This window comes from Candidatus Saganbacteria bacterium, from assembly GCA_016223245.1.
Classification (GTDB): Bacteria; Margulisbacteria; WOR-1; order XYC2-FULL-46-14; family XYC2-FULL-37-10; genus JACRPL01.
In genome coordinates, this window is the sequence record JACRPL010000005.1 from 1 (window position 1) to 13,240 (window position 13,240).

Annotated in this window: 14 protein-coding genes and 2 pseudogenes; 11 read left to right on the plus strand and 5 right to left on the minus strand. The window is 42.8% G+C overall.

What is annotated here, in order from left to right; translation table 11 throughout:
• Positions 1–307 precede the first annotated feature (307 nt).
• Positions 308–1,435: an ATP-binding protein gene (locus tag HZC34_01295; GenBank protein MBI5700465.1), complete on the plus strand. Its 1,128-nt coding sequence runs from the start codon at positions 308–310 to the stop codon at positions 1,433–1,435.
• Between the two features lie 200 nt (positions 1,436–1,635).
• Here HZC34_01295 and HZC34_01300 read toward each other — a convergent pair whose 3' ends face one another.
• A complete protein-coding gene (locus HZC34_01300; protein ID MBI5700466.1) occupies positions 1,636–1,980 on the minus strand; it encodes a transposase in 345 nt (114 codons plus the stop codon).
• Positions 1,981–2,133: 153 nt separating this feature from the next.
• Between HZC34_01300 and HZC34_01305 the strand changes: the two genes are divergently transcribed.
• Genes HZC34_01305 through HZC34_01345 form a run of 9 tightly spaced genes read left to right on the plus strand, consistent with a single transcriptional unit; the run spans position 2,134 to position 7,499 of the window.
• Positions 2,134–2,478 (plus strand): response regulator, encoded by a 345-nt coding sequence (locus tag HZC34_01305; GenBank protein MBI5700467.1) that lies wholly within the window; start codon positions 2,134–2,136, stop codon positions 2,476–2,478.
• Between the two features lie 59 nt (positions 2,479–2,537).
• Positions 2,538–3,539, plus strand: coding sequence for a hypothetical protein (locus HZC34_01310; GenBank protein ID MBI5700468.1), 1,002 nt, complete (start codon positions 2,538–2,540; stop codon positions 3,537–3,539).
• On the plus strand, positions 3,529–3,984 hold the full coding sequence (locus tag HZC34_01315) for a hypothetical protein (GenBank protein MBI5700469.1): 456 nt from the start codon (positions 3,529–3,531) through the stop codon (positions 3,982–3,984). The genes HZC34_01310 and HZC34_01315 overlap by 11 nt, the downstream gene beginning before the upstream one ends.
• Positions 3,985–4,007: 23 nt before the next feature.
• On the plus strand, positions 4,008–4,196 hold the full coding sequence (locus HZC34_01320; GenBank protein MBI5700470.1) for an ATP-binding protein: 189 nt from the start codon (positions 4,008–4,010) through the stop codon (positions 4,194–4,196).
• The gene (locus HZC34_01325; protein ID MBI5700471.1) at positions 4,174–4,308 is read left to right on the plus strand and encodes a hypothetical protein; all 135 of its coding nucleotides are present in this window, start codon (positions 4,174–4,176) and stop codon (positions 4,306–4,308) included. Before HZC34_01320 ends, HZC34_01325 begins: the two co-directional genes overlap by 23 nt.
• A complete protein-coding gene (locus tag HZC34_01330; GenBank protein MBI5700472.1) occupies positions 4,305–5,456 on the plus strand; it encodes a hypothetical protein in 1,152 nt (383 codons plus the stop codon). Before HZC34_01325 ends, HZC34_01330 begins: the two co-directional genes overlap by 4 nt.
• Positions 5,453–5,932, plus strand: a complete 480-nt coding sequence (locus tag HZC34_01335; protein ID MBI5700473.1) for a hypothetical protein — start codon at positions 5,453–5,455, stop codon at positions 5,930–5,932. Before HZC34_01330 ends, HZC34_01335 begins: the two co-directional genes overlap by 4 nt.
• 1 nt (position 5,933) lies before the next feature.
• Entirely contained in the window at positions 5,934–6,152 is a 219-nt protein-coding gene (locus HZC34_01340) for a hypothetical protein (protein MBI5700474.1), read from the plus strand.
• On the plus strand, positions 6,153–7,499 hold the full coding sequence (locus HZC34_01345; GenBank protein MBI5700475.1) for a response regulator: 1,347 nt from the start codon (positions 6,153–6,155) through the stop codon (positions 7,497–7,499).
• A 183-nt stretch (positions 7,500–7,682) separates the two neighbouring features.
• Here the strand turns inward: HZC34_01345 and HZC34_01350 are convergent.
• The 3 genes and pseudogenes from HZC34_01350 to HZC34_01360 form a co-directional block, all read right to left on the minus strand.
• Positions 7,683–8,061 (minus strand): annotated as a pseudogene (locus HZC34_01350) (hypothetical protein).
• A pseudogene (locus HZC34_01355) lies at positions 8,048–9,732 on the minus strand (2-oxoacid:acceptor oxidoreductase subunit alpha). Before HZC34_01355 ends, HZC34_01350 begins: the two co-directional pseudogenes overlap by 14 nt.
• A 61-nt stretch (positions 9,733–9,793) precedes the next feature.
• Positions 9,794–10,996, minus strand: coding sequence for a hypothetical protein (locus HZC34_01360; protein ID MBI5700476.1), 1,203 nt, complete (start codon positions 10,994–10,996; stop codon positions 9,794–9,796).
• 18 nt (positions 10,997–11,014) lie between these two features.
• Between HZC34_01360 and HZC34_01365 the strand changes: the two genes are divergently transcribed.
• Complete coding sequence (locus HZC34_01365) at positions 11,015–11,656, plus strand: HAD-IA family hydrolase (GenBank protein MBI5700477.1); 642 nt, start codon at positions 11,015–11,017, stop codon at positions 11,654–11,656.
• Position 11,657: 1 nt separating this feature from the next.
• On the opposite strand, the gene HZC34_01370 is transcribed toward HZC34_01365, so the two are convergent.
• On the minus strand, positions 11,658–13,127 hold the full coding sequence (locus HZC34_01370; GenBank protein ID MBI5700478.1) for a homospermidine synthase: 1,470 nt from the start codon (positions 13,125–13,127) through the stop codon (positions 11,658–11,660).
• Between the last annotated feature and the right edge of the window lie 113 nt (positions 13,128–13,240).

A 13,240-nucleotide genomic window follows, 5' to 3' on the forward strand; every position in this document is an offset into this window, starting at 1 on the left:
AGCTAAAAACCCAGAATTGAGCACGAAGAAGAAGGTGCGTACGCATTGATTTTTTGGACAAAAAACTCAAAAAGATATTTTTATTGTATTGTAAGACAGGCTGGCATGCTGTAAGAGGCGATAAAAATCGAGCTTGAGGTCGGGGGGCTTGACAAGTTATAATGGCATTAGCGAAGGAAGTTGGGAATTTCCCAAATTTAGGTCCGAGGGCACTGTTCCTAACTAGTCTCAACATGATATCTCTCTAATTACCATCAATTTGGCAATTATACTTGACATATTTAGTCTAATATGGTAACCTTATTATATGTTTAAAAGATATTACTCAGAAAAGCTCTTGGATTTGCTGGAACCAAACAAGGTGCTAGTCCTCTACGGCCCCAGAAGAGTTGGAAAAACAACTCTAATCGAGGAGTTTATCAAAGGATACAATGGCAAGGTTTTTTTAGGTTTTGGAGATGACGCCAAGACTAAAGATATTCTAAAAACCCAAGAGATCGAAAAGATCCGAAATTACTTTGGCGGCTATCATGTGATCATCATTGATGAAGCTCAAAAAATTCCCGACATTGGTCTGTCCCTCAAGCTGATTGTTGATCATCTCCCCAACATCAAAGTGATCGCCACCGGCTCTTCTTCTTTTGACCTGGCAAATAAAATTGGCGAGCCGTTAACAGGCCGACAAAGGATCATAAGATTGTTCCCCCTATCCTCGATGGAACTGAAAGAACAGTTTGGAGCAGTTGATGCAGAGAAACGCCTCGATGACCTATTGATCTATGGATCTTACCCAGAATTGCTGCTGAAGGCAAATTACAACAACAAAATGGAATATCTATCTTCATTGCGCGATTCGTATCTGTATAAGGATATTTTGGAATTGGAAAATCTTAGGAATTCCGACAAAATAGCCGATCTATTAAGATTGATCGGTTTTCAGATCGGCAACGAGGTATCGCTCAATGAATTGGGGAACGCGCTTGATCTAAGCAAGCAAACTGTCGAGAAATATCTCGATTTGCTGGAAAAAGCCTTTGTCATCATCAAGGTCAGGGGGTTTTCCCGGAATTTACGAAAAGAGATCTCGAAGACTGCCAGATATTATTTTTGGGACAATGGAGTGCGAAATTCCATCATCAATAATTTTAACAGCCTTGCCGCCCGCAATGATGTCGGACAGCTCTGGGAGAACTTTTTGTTCATTGAGCGGTTCAAGAAGAGAAGCTATCAAAACATTCTTTCCAATGTTTATTTTTGGCGGACCTACGACCAAAAAGAAGTCGATCTGGTTGAGGAACGGGAAGGAAAATTATTTGGCTATGAATTCAAGTGGGGCGATAAAAAGGCAAGGAAGCCAAAACTCTGGCTTCAAACCTATACAAACGCTACATATGAAGTGATAAACCGTGATAATTATTTGGGATTTATTGCTTAATAAATTAGGAGAAAACAATGTTTGACGGAAAACTTGGCGCGACGGTAATACATGACCCAAAAAATCCCCTATCGGGGATAGTTTCGGGCGCCGAACTTTTTTTAGACGGAACTCTAGGTGGATTGTCGCCCGATCAAAAGAAGATCATGGAAAATATCCAATTAAGCGCGAGATTTCTTGCCGACCAGTTGAGCGATCTTTCAAAAATAATAGAACTGAAAGAAGGGAATACAAAGATCGATAAGACGCAAAATACGGTGAGCGACTTGATGGCAAAACTTGCATGGCTTGACGGCTTCGCAGCCAAAGTCGGTTTCATTTTTGATTCGCCCACCAATGATGAATTGATATTTCTCTTTGGAAAGATTATCCAGATTCTTTTTGGAAAGCATCGCCGCATCGGCAATCACTGTTGGCTTGCTAAATCCATATTTTTTTTGTATGCCTTCCAGAACGGGCAAGAGAGTATGGCCCTCAAAAGTATTCCCTTCGAAAATATTGTAGCCAATGGGATAGCCATTCTGTCCAACCAGCAACCCCAGCATAATTTGAGGATTCTGGAATTTGCCGTCTTTAGAAAACCCTATTTTTCTTAAGTCGTCCTCATCTTCCGCCTCAAAATACAGAGTAGTCATATAAAGGCCACGCGCTCAACTGTTTCTTTGTTTTTATCACATAACTTATCCAGAAAACGATAAATCGCTTCTACTTGCACCTCGCTCGATGAAATATTAAGATCCGGCGGCAATTTTGAAACGGATATCGCGCATGATGGCGAAGAGGCCCTAAATAAGATCAAAAACAACCTCTACGACCTGGTACTCCTCGATATAGAAATGCCAAAACACGATGGGTACGAAATACTGAAAATTTCAAGGGAACTTTTCCCCCACCTCCCTGTTGTATTTGTTACAGGCAAAGGCAAACCAAACAAAATTTCCGAAAGCATAGCAAAGCACGGGCTTACGGCTGTCATTGAAAAGCCTTTTAAGCCAAAAGAGGTACTGGATATAGTTGCAAGATCGTTAAAACTAAAAAATTGATCCGTGTAAGCTGTGATTGTCAAATAATCGTACAAAAAATTAAAGGAGACGATGAGAACATGAACAACAAAAAATGCTTGCTGGCGATAGTGTTATTACTGCTTGGAGCCTGCCTTTCTTTTGCCTCTGTCCCCGCAAAAATGTCGTATGAAGGAAGGTTAACGGATAGCTCCGGCACTGCCGTTACAACCTCAAAAACGATCGATATCAGGATATACGACGCCTCAACTGCTGGAAATGTGGTTTGGGGGCCGGAAAGTTTCACTATAACACCGGACAGCCAAGGCGTATTCAGCTTAGTGCTTGGCAGCACCTCCCCTATTTCACCGGAAGTCTTCAGTAATTCTTCAAGATATCTTGATCTGACAGTCGCCGGAGAGAACATGTCCCCAAGGACGCAGATCGTATCGGCCGGTTATTCAAATATGTCGGCGGTAGCCCAAAGTGTTGAAGACGGTTCTATTTCTAACGCAAAAATAGCCAACAGCACAATTACAAACACAAAAGTTACCGCAAACCAATTCGTAAAAAATATCGTCGCCGGTTCCGGCGTCTCGGTTTCAGGCGATGAAGGATCGGGAACCGGGCAAGTAACATTAACAGTAACAAGCGTCAGCACAAGCGGCGGGACTGTAACACAAGTTAATTCAGGTGCTGGCTTAACTGGTGGATCAATAACGGTTTCCGGAACAATCTCGCTTGAAGTCCCGGTTTCAGCAATAAATGGCGGGACGGGCCAATCCACATATGCTACAGGAGATATCCTTTACGCTTCAGGCGCTAACACTTTATCCAAACTCCCTGCGGGATCGAACGGAAAAGTATTGAAATTGACGGCCGGTATCCCATCATGGGAATCTGCGGAAGGTACAGGAACTGTAACTCAAGTTGATACGGGAAATGGATTATCGGGCGGCACCGGCTGGAAGCGGGACCGTTACGTCGGTCCAAGCAGGGACAGGTCTTTCTGCAACGCCAAATCCGATCATTTCAACCGGAATAGTTTCAATAGATTCGACTGTAGTTGCTACTTTATCAGATATTCAGACTTTGACGAATAAGACATTAGGCGCAACAAACTCAATTACAGCCGAAGCGATCACTGGCGGAAAAATTGCCGCAGCAAGGCTTCCTGCCGGGACCATAATCTTGATCAATACCGATGAAACAGACACTAATGGAACAACAGCAACAAATCCAATAAAATCCTATGTCGTCGCGGCAAACAGCTATAGCAATATCTTGGTTGAAGCCGAGATCGGATTGGTACAAAGCGGCAATAACGATGGGAACTGGAATTTTATTATCGATTACGCTGGGACAGCAAAAGAAACCATCCCGATCAGAGGAAAAGGCAATAACGCAGGGGATTCCCATTCATTGTCAGGTTCCATAAAATACTCAGAAGCTTTAACGGGCGGCGGCACAGTTAAAATATATAACACTGCGACAACAGCTAACGGGACCTGGCATGTTAGGTCTTTTAGGGTGTATGGAATAATTTAATAAATAGTTTCATAAAAAATATAATGAACAATAAAGAATTAAATTTTATCTCACAGGAAGGTGAAGGGCTCAAAATTGAGTTCAAGGAAAATATTAATAATATCGACAAAGACATGGTTGCTTTCGCAAATACCGAAGGCGGCAGGCTTTTTGTCGGAATTAACGATAAAAAACATATAATAGGCATAAATACAACAAGAGGAATTAGCTAAAGCGATAGGCATTACTACGGATGGGATAAAATATAATTTGGCAATTCTTAGAAAAAAAGGCATTATAAAACGGATCGGCCCCGACAAGGGCGGTTATTGGGAAATTAAATGAAAAACCTTGGAATTATACTACTCATAATATTCATTCATTTGTCATTTGACATCTGTCATTTGACATTTGCTTCATCAAGCACAAGCTATAAGATAGCATCGGAAGTTATAGATTTTGAAAATGCGGCGTCAACTTCAACTTCATTTCGATTATTAGGAAAACTTCGCCACAATGAATTAACGGCACGCTCAAGTACAAGTTTCATACTAGGCGATGGATTTTTGAGAAGCGCATACACTCGAGCAATTCCAGCCCCTACTTTCGCTCCAATTGTCACTTCAATAATTCCGGCTACGGGCGTAAATAGCGGATCTGTCAGTATTACAAATTTAGCGGGCGCAAATTTCCAATCGGGAGCGACCGTAAAGCTTTTAAAAACAGGCCAAGCAGATATTGTTGCTGCAAGCGTCGTAGTTGTAAGCGGGACTCAGATCACATGTTCTTTCGATATTACCGGAAAAGCAGGCGGATTTTGGGATGTAACTGTTGCAAATACTGACGGCAAATCGGGAACTCTCCCATCGGCATTTACGATAACATATCCAGCCCCCACTGTCACATCAATTACACCGGCAAAAGGCGTGAACAACAGCACGGTAAGCATTACGGACCTTGCGGGAACAAACTTCAGGTCGGGTGCAAATGTTAAACTTTCAAAAGCAGGAGAAACTGATATAATTGCAACAAATATCGTGGTAGATTCAGCAACAAAGATCACTTGTCAACTTAATCTGTCCGGAAAAACTGTAGGGCCATGGGATGTAATTGTCACAAACGACGATAATTTATCAGCCACCCTAACGTCAGGATTTAAGATAGAAGCGCCAACGGTTTCGGTCGTAGGTCCGGTAATTAGTACGCAAAATCCATTCAATCCATCTGTCGGCGCAACATCGATCAATTACACATTGAGCAAAGATACCGATATTTATCTGACAATATTCAATATCCGAGGCGAAAAAGTTTGGGAAAGGTTCTACCCTGCGGGGACAACAGGCTCTACTGCCGGATCAAATTCGATCACTTGGGACGGAATGACAGACTTTAGATCGGTCGCAAGCTTCGGCGTGTATATTGTGATCGTTAACTCAAAAACCGGCGGCACTGTTACTCAACTCGCTCGTACAACGATCGCAATTACAAAATGAAGAAACTAATATCAATTATATATTTATTAATGCTCGCATTTACGGCAAACGCAGCCATTATAGGAAGCACGGACGACGCGATGACGGTCGGCGGTGGCGCGCGCCCTATCGGCATGGGGAAGGCTTTTGTCGCGGTGTCCGATGACGCCGACGCGCCATTTATCAATCCTGCGGGTTTAGCCAGCCTCAAGGGGCCGCAAGCCATGTCGATGTTCACAAACTTATTGAACGAAGTATATTACATGGAATATTCGGGAGCAGTGCCAACGCCTTATGGAACAATAGGCGCCGGATACATAACAACCGGCGTTAATAATATTCCTACAACGCCGCCGACCGACTATTATGATTCACTGTTCCTCGTAAGCTACAGTACTCCTCTCGGACGATTTTTCAGGTATGGAAAAAATATCTTTGTCGGCGCAAACCGGACGGCCTGTAACGCTTCATTTCGGGGCCGAATGGAAGCCTGTTGAAATGCTGGCATTCCGCGCAGGCCTTGACCAAAGCGTTAACCCCCTGACCGCGACCCAGACAAGCTGGAACCCGACATTCGGGACCTCATTTTCATATCTAGGATTTCGCGTTGACTATGCACTGCATCCTTATTATAATGACCCTAGCCTTGCGACAAGATACGTTTCATTTTCATATACGGCCGAACCCTGGTTCGCCTTAAGAGGAAGGACAGATTAATTGATAATAAATAAAAAATGGCTTTTTATAATAATAATATTTATTATTTGTTTTTTCCAGATATCTTTTGCCCAAACGCTGACAGTTTCCCGCGATGATGCTTCAAAAGAATACCTTCCGGGCGATTTTGTCCATATAGTTGTTGATGCCCCTGCGGATACCGCACAAATTACGGCGGTAACACCCGACGGCAGCATAATAAGCCTCGTCCAAGAAAGAAGATCGACTGTCTGGCGCGGCATTTGGCAGGTACCGATCAATTTTAGGAGCGGCAAATTTACCGCAAAACTTACAGCCGTCGATGTAGCTGGAAATATTTTTGAAGGGCAAACCGATTCGTTCTCTATAAAACAACTTGCCGTTATTTCGCTTGTAAGCAAGGGAACAAGGGAAGCAGCCGCGTACTTTAAAGTCGTCCTTTATCTCGCGCCCGACAACAAGGAAGCAAGCGCGTATCTCGCGGAAGCTTCGCACAATTTAGAACTTATGGAAAAAGCCGCAAGGCAGAGGAATTTAACGGCTCTTTCAGTTTTATTTGTATTTTTAATTATCATCTTTTTAATAGTTTATTTGTTTGTTCGCCTACTGTTAGGCCGTCGTCCAGCCTCTCCGATCGGGACCGCCTTAAAGATCATGCCGGAAATAAAGCTCACAGATAAAGAAAAGTCCGCAACATGGCATAAGAAGCTCAATTGGAGGACAAATCCTTTCGCCCAAGATGTCATCAAATCTTTATTTGCGAACAACAGCATATTGAATGCGGACGGCCTCAAATCCTTTTTACGGGTAAAAATACAATCGGTTGGCGGATCGGAACTCCTTCCGTTCACCGATTCGGCTATCGACGAAATATATGCCCTTTCAAAAGGCAAGCCAAAGAAAGCTATACAGATATGCGATTGGGCAATATCACAAGCCATCGACCAAAACCTGGATAAAATAAGCGCGGAATTGATCAAAGGCTACGAAAAGCTGTCGCTAATGAATATTTTGATCGCCGATGATGAGGAGATCGTCCGAACAAGCCTTGAGATGATCTTGCGGTGCGGCGGCGGCTACCAGACAGATTTCGCTCTCGACGGCGAAGAGGCATTAAAGAAAATAAAAGAAAATACTTATGGCGCGGTCTTGCTCGATATCGAAATGCCAAAGATCAACGGATATGAAGTCTTAAAGCAAGCACGGGCGCTCTACCCTTCGCTTCCGATAATTTTTGTAACCGGAAAAGGCCAGCCCGAAAAAACCATCGAAAGCTTGTCGAATTACGGATTGACAGGTTATATCGAAAAGCCATTCACTCCTGAAAAAGTTCTTGATGTGGTAGCTTCGGTATTAAAATCGGCGTAGCCCTCACTCATCATTTTCTTTTTGACATCTTATCCTAATTCACTCTCTCCCATGGGGAGAGAGATCAACGGCTTTAAACACCTAAAACAAACAATTACCAATCAATCCCTCTCCCTCTGGGAGAGGGTGAGCCAGATTATGTTTTCAATTATGATTTTGACGGGTGAGGGGTTTGGAAAATTCCTACCTCTTCGAATCGATCAATTCTTCAAGCTTTTTGGAATCCAATTCTTTCTTATATAACGGCGACACTGCATGGATAAAATGATTGCCGCCTTCACCGTAAGTATCGCCATCCCCGCTCTCGCAGATGACGGTAAAATCAGGGTTTGCGGCCTTAATTGCAGTTGCAGGAGGAATAGCCCTACCCGTTAAAGAAGTTGCACTTTAAATAATGAGGAATTTTTGCGGCTTGGCCTATACCCGACACCATGACCAAATTTTCAGGCTTGATCTCAAGCTCTTCCAAAGCTTGTTTTAAGATATTAAGTATCCCGAAATTACCGCATCCCGGGCACCAGGCTATATCTATTGGCCCCATATCGAATTTATTCGAGCTCATCGATCAACTCCTCGACAGAAAACGGCATTCCGTTGTATTTTAGTACCTCCTTATCAAATTCGTGCCCGGTTTCAAGTTTGATCAATTTTGCAAATTGCGCGGTAGCGTTATTTTCGACAATTATTGTCGTTTTTGCCTTCTTTAGATATTTTATTGCGTCTTTATGTAAGAGGAATACTTGTTTGAAATATAAGAAAGATATATTATTATTATTTATTTTCTCGAGTGCTTCAACTATCGCGCTATAAGTCGATCCCCATGCGACAATTAAAGTCTTGTAAGTTTTTTTTCCTGTCAATTCGGGGGGGGGTATTATCTCTTTTTTTATTTGTTCGAATTTTCTTAATCGTTTATCTGCCATCTTGGAACTTAAATCCGGATCTTCATTGATGTGCCCAAGCTCATCATGGTCGTCGCTATCGACTAATACAAGTCCGCGTAGCCAAACCCTGGAATGCCCCTCGGTGAAATTCCGCTCTTTGTGATCGCGTATCTTTTATAATCGGCATTTGTTTCGACTATGGCATGGTCGATCTTCAATTTGTCGAGTTTGAACGGAGAGATATTGTTGTATGAATCGGCCAAATTCTGGTCGGACATGATAAATACGGGCACTTGGAACTTGTCCGCCAAATTAAAAGCTTGTTGAGTTAAATAGAACGCGTCTTCCAAAGTCCCCGGAGCCAAAATTATCCTTGGGAACTCTCCATGGCCGGAATATAGCGCCATTTCAAGATCTCCCTGCGCTGTTCGCGTAGGAAGACCCGTTGAGGGCCCTGGTCTTTGCGCAAGATTTATCACAACAGGCGATTCTATCATTCCAGCAAGGCTTAACCCTTCGGTCATCAAGTCGAATCCTCCGCCTGAAGTATTGACTAACGCTCTCGCTCCCATATACCAAGCTCCAAGAGCCATGTTCATGACGGAGATTTCATCTTCCGCCTGTTCGGATATTATCCTAAATTCTTTTGCGTGTTGTGATAAAAAAGTAAACACTCCGGTCGATGGGGTCATAGGATAGGCTGAAATAAAATTGCATCCGCCCGCGATCGCCCCTAGAGCTATCGCTTCCGCGCCGCTTAGGATTATTTCATTTTTGATAGCCCTGCTTGGCTCGATATCAAAACTTATTTTGCGGCTATCGCAGATGCTTTTCCCGATCTCATATCCCACACGCGAGGCTTCAAGATTATTATTAACTATTTCATCGCCTTTAGAGGAAAAAGTAGTTTTGAGATAATTATTTATCGGTCCAATATCAATATTGAAGATCCCAAAGAGAATTGATCCGGCTATAATGTTTGAATAGATAGCCCCGCCTATCTTTTGCGAAAGAGTGTTTAAGGGAACATCAATAATATTGCGATCCGTCTTCAAAATTTCCATGTCGCCAATTATTATTGTCTTTTTTGAAATCCTATTACCAAGATAAAGTATCGCATCTTTATCTAGCGGCAGGAGAAAATCGATTTTTTCAACGTAAGCTGAAACTTTTTTTGATGAAACCCTAATTTCTGTGGAATTTGATCCGCCGCGGACTCGCGACATATATTCTTTTGTAGCATATACATTGAAATTGGCGGACTTGAGGACTTTAACAAGAAAAGATTCGACAGTTTGGATGCCCTGCCCGGCTTCGCCGCATATTACAATTGATATTTCGTCTTTCATAAAGATCTTTTATTGTCATTCCCGCGGAAGCGGGAATCCATTCCTAACGTAATTATATCATTTACTGTACAAATTCAAACTTCTTAATTATGACCTCGGATCCAAGGCTGTCGGATGGCGCAAGACCTTGATTAAGCCAATAATTCAGCCTGATATTCTCATTTCCATGCGGAGGGATATTTGCTCCAATGTAATTCCAGGAATCAATAAGGTTAGCGCTCGTTGCGCTTGAACCCTGATAGCTTTCAAATGAGATATCCGAAAGTTTCCAGTTAAATAGATGTACCGAATCAGCGCTTAAAAGAGCTGTATTATATTTATGGGTACTTTCTGCAGTCGAAGGCTGGACTGTATACTGCGCGTATGGATATGAAATGTCGCTCCACCTTGAAAACTCGATATCAATTTCCCGATTAGCGTAAGCATTGCTCGTGTCATCCCAAGTAAATAGCCCAAGCACGATATTTTTATCTATCTGGTCGACACGGCTCCCCAAAGTAAATTTATATGTACCATAGCCGAAACTATTTTCGGATGCGATCTCGGCGCAATACCACTTGCCGGAGCTGTTCGTGATCTTTAAGTGAAGATATCCATCAGCATCAACTGTCACATTGTTTGTGCTGTTTGAAAAATAATTCGGCCCGGGGCCAACAGTTGAAGCCGCAGAATCCTTGATATCCCAATAATATCCCGAGAAATAGACCATATGCCTTCTTGCTTCAACGCTTCCTATGCTATTCCCGTTCAACCCAGACGGCAAATTTTTCTCGCCACTCGCCTGCGGCAGAGTATATGAAGCTGGTACGAGGAAAGCCGCAATCCTTGTCGCATTTTTGTCGCTTACGGCAGTATTAATATCGCATTCCCAAGTCCCGTTACTGTAAATCGAAGTTGAGGAACTTCCCCAGGAAGGTTTGTTATACCAGCCCGAAACATAGATATAAATGGCTGCTTTATAATTGGATACGGTAATATTATTAACTTTTCCCTGAAGAGCTTCAACTCTACCATAATCCGGCACATGGGTAAATTGGATATAAGGAAGGGTTGTTGTTGTAGATGTAGATGTGGTGGTGGTGGTTGTTGTGGTGGTTGTGGTGGTGGTGGTTGTGGTGGTGGTGGTTGTTGTGGTGGTGATCGTTGTGGTCGAAGTTATACTTTGCCCGCATCCGGCTACAAGCAAGGCTATGCCTAGTATCATACTTCCCACACCATGCCTGCCGGCAGGCAGGTCTCGCATTACTTTCAATTCTTCTGCCATTTTGATATTATACCATTTATGAAAATAGATTTAATATTCTTCGACTTTGACGGGACGCTGGCGGATTCGATTCCCGCGGCCGTTGGCTCGATACAATATATGCTGAACAAATTGGGTCTGCCATATAGAACAGCCGAAGAGATAAATAGGCATGTTGGATTTGGAGAGGAACCACTCGTATCCGGCTCAATAGGCACAAAAGATCTTTCGATCATTAAAAAAGCTATGGATATATATTTTGAAAATTACGAAAAAGAGGGTTTCAACAAGGTCAGCTTATATCTTCATGTAAAAGAATGCTTGGAGGCTTTGAAAGGCAAGAAAATGATAATTGTTTCCAACAAAAAACATTCTTTTATCGGACATCTGCTTAAGAAATTCGGTCTGGAGGAATATTTTTCGGAATTTTTGGGCGGTGACACGGTCCCATGCCTCAAGCCCGACCCATGCGCGATAAACGATCTAATAAAAAAATACAATATCCCAAAAGACAGGGTTCTTTTTGTCGGAGATATGACGGTTGACGTTGAAACCGGTAAAAATGCGGGTATTCATACTTGCGCCGTGACTTACGGCTTTGACCCTGTAGAAAAATTAAAGTCCGCAAAGCCCGATTTCCTGATCGATGACATTCTTAAACTAAAAGATATCGTAGATTAACCTAGCAATTGCTCTTGTCGACCAAAAAAGTCGTGAATTGCCAAACATCCTCGTCTTTCGGGCGAGGCGAATCAAAAGAAGTGAATTTTGTGTTCAAATTCTTAAGAGGCGTCCAATCTACCGCTTTTGAATGGAATGGCTTGATATAAGGCATAGAAATTCCCAATATTTCTTCGTGATCAAGATCATCCGGAAGACAGAAGCCTCTCTTTGGGTTCTTTATCATCCAAATTGAAGCCGCGACAACAGATATCGCGACCTGAAGAGTTGTTGCTTGCTGCCCGGGAACCAGTTTTCTCGCGGTATGGATATCAAGCAGGCTGCCTGTCCACCACGAATTGAAGTCATGGCCCATCAGAAGCACACCAAGCTGATCTTCACCGTCAATTATCTCGTCGTTCATGATCCTCAATTTTTCCTGCATGTGATATTGGCGCATTTCAAGCTCATGAAGAGAATTTATAGCGGAATCCGTCGGACAATACGCGTAATGAACCGTCGGCCTGTAGACCGCTTTGTCATTTTCCCAAACTGTAAGCCTATCGGAAATACTGAAAGCCTCGCCGTGGCGAATGACCATGCCTGTAATCTCGCCACAAGGCACCCATGACCTTACCCAAGTCTTCATACCGATCGTTGCAAGGCATATCTGGTTTCTAGGCCCTATCTCATGGAAGAAAGCATTTTTTGGGACATATTTTTCGTGCGTTCCCCACCCTAGTTCCGCGGGAGCAACACCTTCCTCAAAAAACCCTTCAATACTCCATGTATTTACGAATTCGTTGACTTGTTTTGGCTTATTTGTGATCTGCGTATCGCGTTCGGATATATGGATGACCTTTACGCCTGTGAGCTGCGCTAATCTCGAAAAGTCCTTACCCTTGATATATGTTTTTAACTTTTCAACTCTTTTATCCTTTGGCTTCTCGTGGATTATTTTCTCCGCTATCTGTATAAGGGCATGCTTTGTAAAATGCGAGACAAGCCCGGGGTTTGCGCCATGGTCAACGACTGCGGTCGGGCCATTGTTTGCGCCCCACTTTCCTATTTCTTTCCTAAGGTCCATATGCCTAGCATATAATGTATATTTGGTCGGATCATTGCGTCTGCCGTCTTTATATGGGTCCCATTCCTCGACGGAAGTGTTCACATAAAGTATATTATTATCCCTGCAATAGTTAAGCATCGCTGCACATTCGATATTCCAAGCCAAGTCGATAATAAGGTCGCCGGAACCAACAAACTTAGAAAGAAGAGCTTTGTAATTTTCTTTTGTTACCCTGTTCTTTACATATTTTACGCCCTTTTTTATGCTATCTTTGACCCTTTTGCGGTTATCAACATAATCCATGATCGTTACATTTTTCGGGGGAACATTTATCAACTTAATAACAAGGGGGATAGCACACTGTGAGACAGATCCGCATCCGATGATCAAGATCTTTTCGTTGAACTTAATTTTTTTATTCATATATTTTATATTTTACCAGGGAAAATAATTATTTCAAAGTAGAATTTTCTCCTCAACACTCGACCTCCTCTGTCCCTCGACAGAGCTCGGGACATCTCCCCCTTGATAAGGGG

Excerpts from the sequence above, each read along its gene's own strand:
- HZC34_01335 (MBI5700473.1), top strand. The coding sequence starts at position 5,453 with ATGAAGAAACTAATATCAATTATATATTTATTAATGCTCGCATTTACG.
- HZC34_01300 (MBI5700466.1), bottom strand. The coding sequence starts at position 1,980 with ATGCTGGGGTTGCTGGTTGGACAGAATGGCTATCCCATTGGCTACAAT.
- HZC34_01295 (MBI5700465.1), top strand. The coding sequence starts at position 308 with ATGTTTAAAAGATATTACTCAGAAAAGCTCTTGGATTTGCTGGAACCA.
- HZC34_01340 (MBI5700474.1), top strand. The coding sequence starts at position 5,934 with ATGCTGGCATTCCGCGCAGGCCTTGACCAAAGCGTTAACCCCCTGACC.
- HZC34_01365 (MBI5700477.1), top strand. The coding sequence starts at position 11,015 with ATGAAAATAGATTTAATATTCTTCGACTTTGACGGGACGCTGGCGGAT.
- HZC34_01330 (MBI5700472.1), top strand. The coding sequence starts at position 4,305 with ATGAAAAACCTTGGAATTATACTACTCATAATATTCATTCATTTGTCA.
- HZC34_01360 (MBI5700476.1), bottom strand. The coding sequence starts at position 10,996 with ATGGCAGAAGAATTGAAAGTAATGCGAGACCTGCCTGCCGGCAGGCAT.
- HZC34_01320 (MBI5700470.1), top strand. The coding sequence starts at position 4,008 with ATGAACAATAAAGAATTAAATTTTATCTCACAGGAAGGTGAAGGGCTC.
- HZC34_01370 (MBI5700478.1), bottom strand. The coding sequence starts at position 13,127 with ATGAATAAAAAAATTAAGTTCAACGAAAAGATCTTGATCATCGGATGC.
- HZC34_01310 (MBI5700468.1), top strand. The coding sequence starts at position 2,538 with ATGAACAACAAAAAATGCTTGCTGGCGATAGTGTTATTACTGCTTGGA.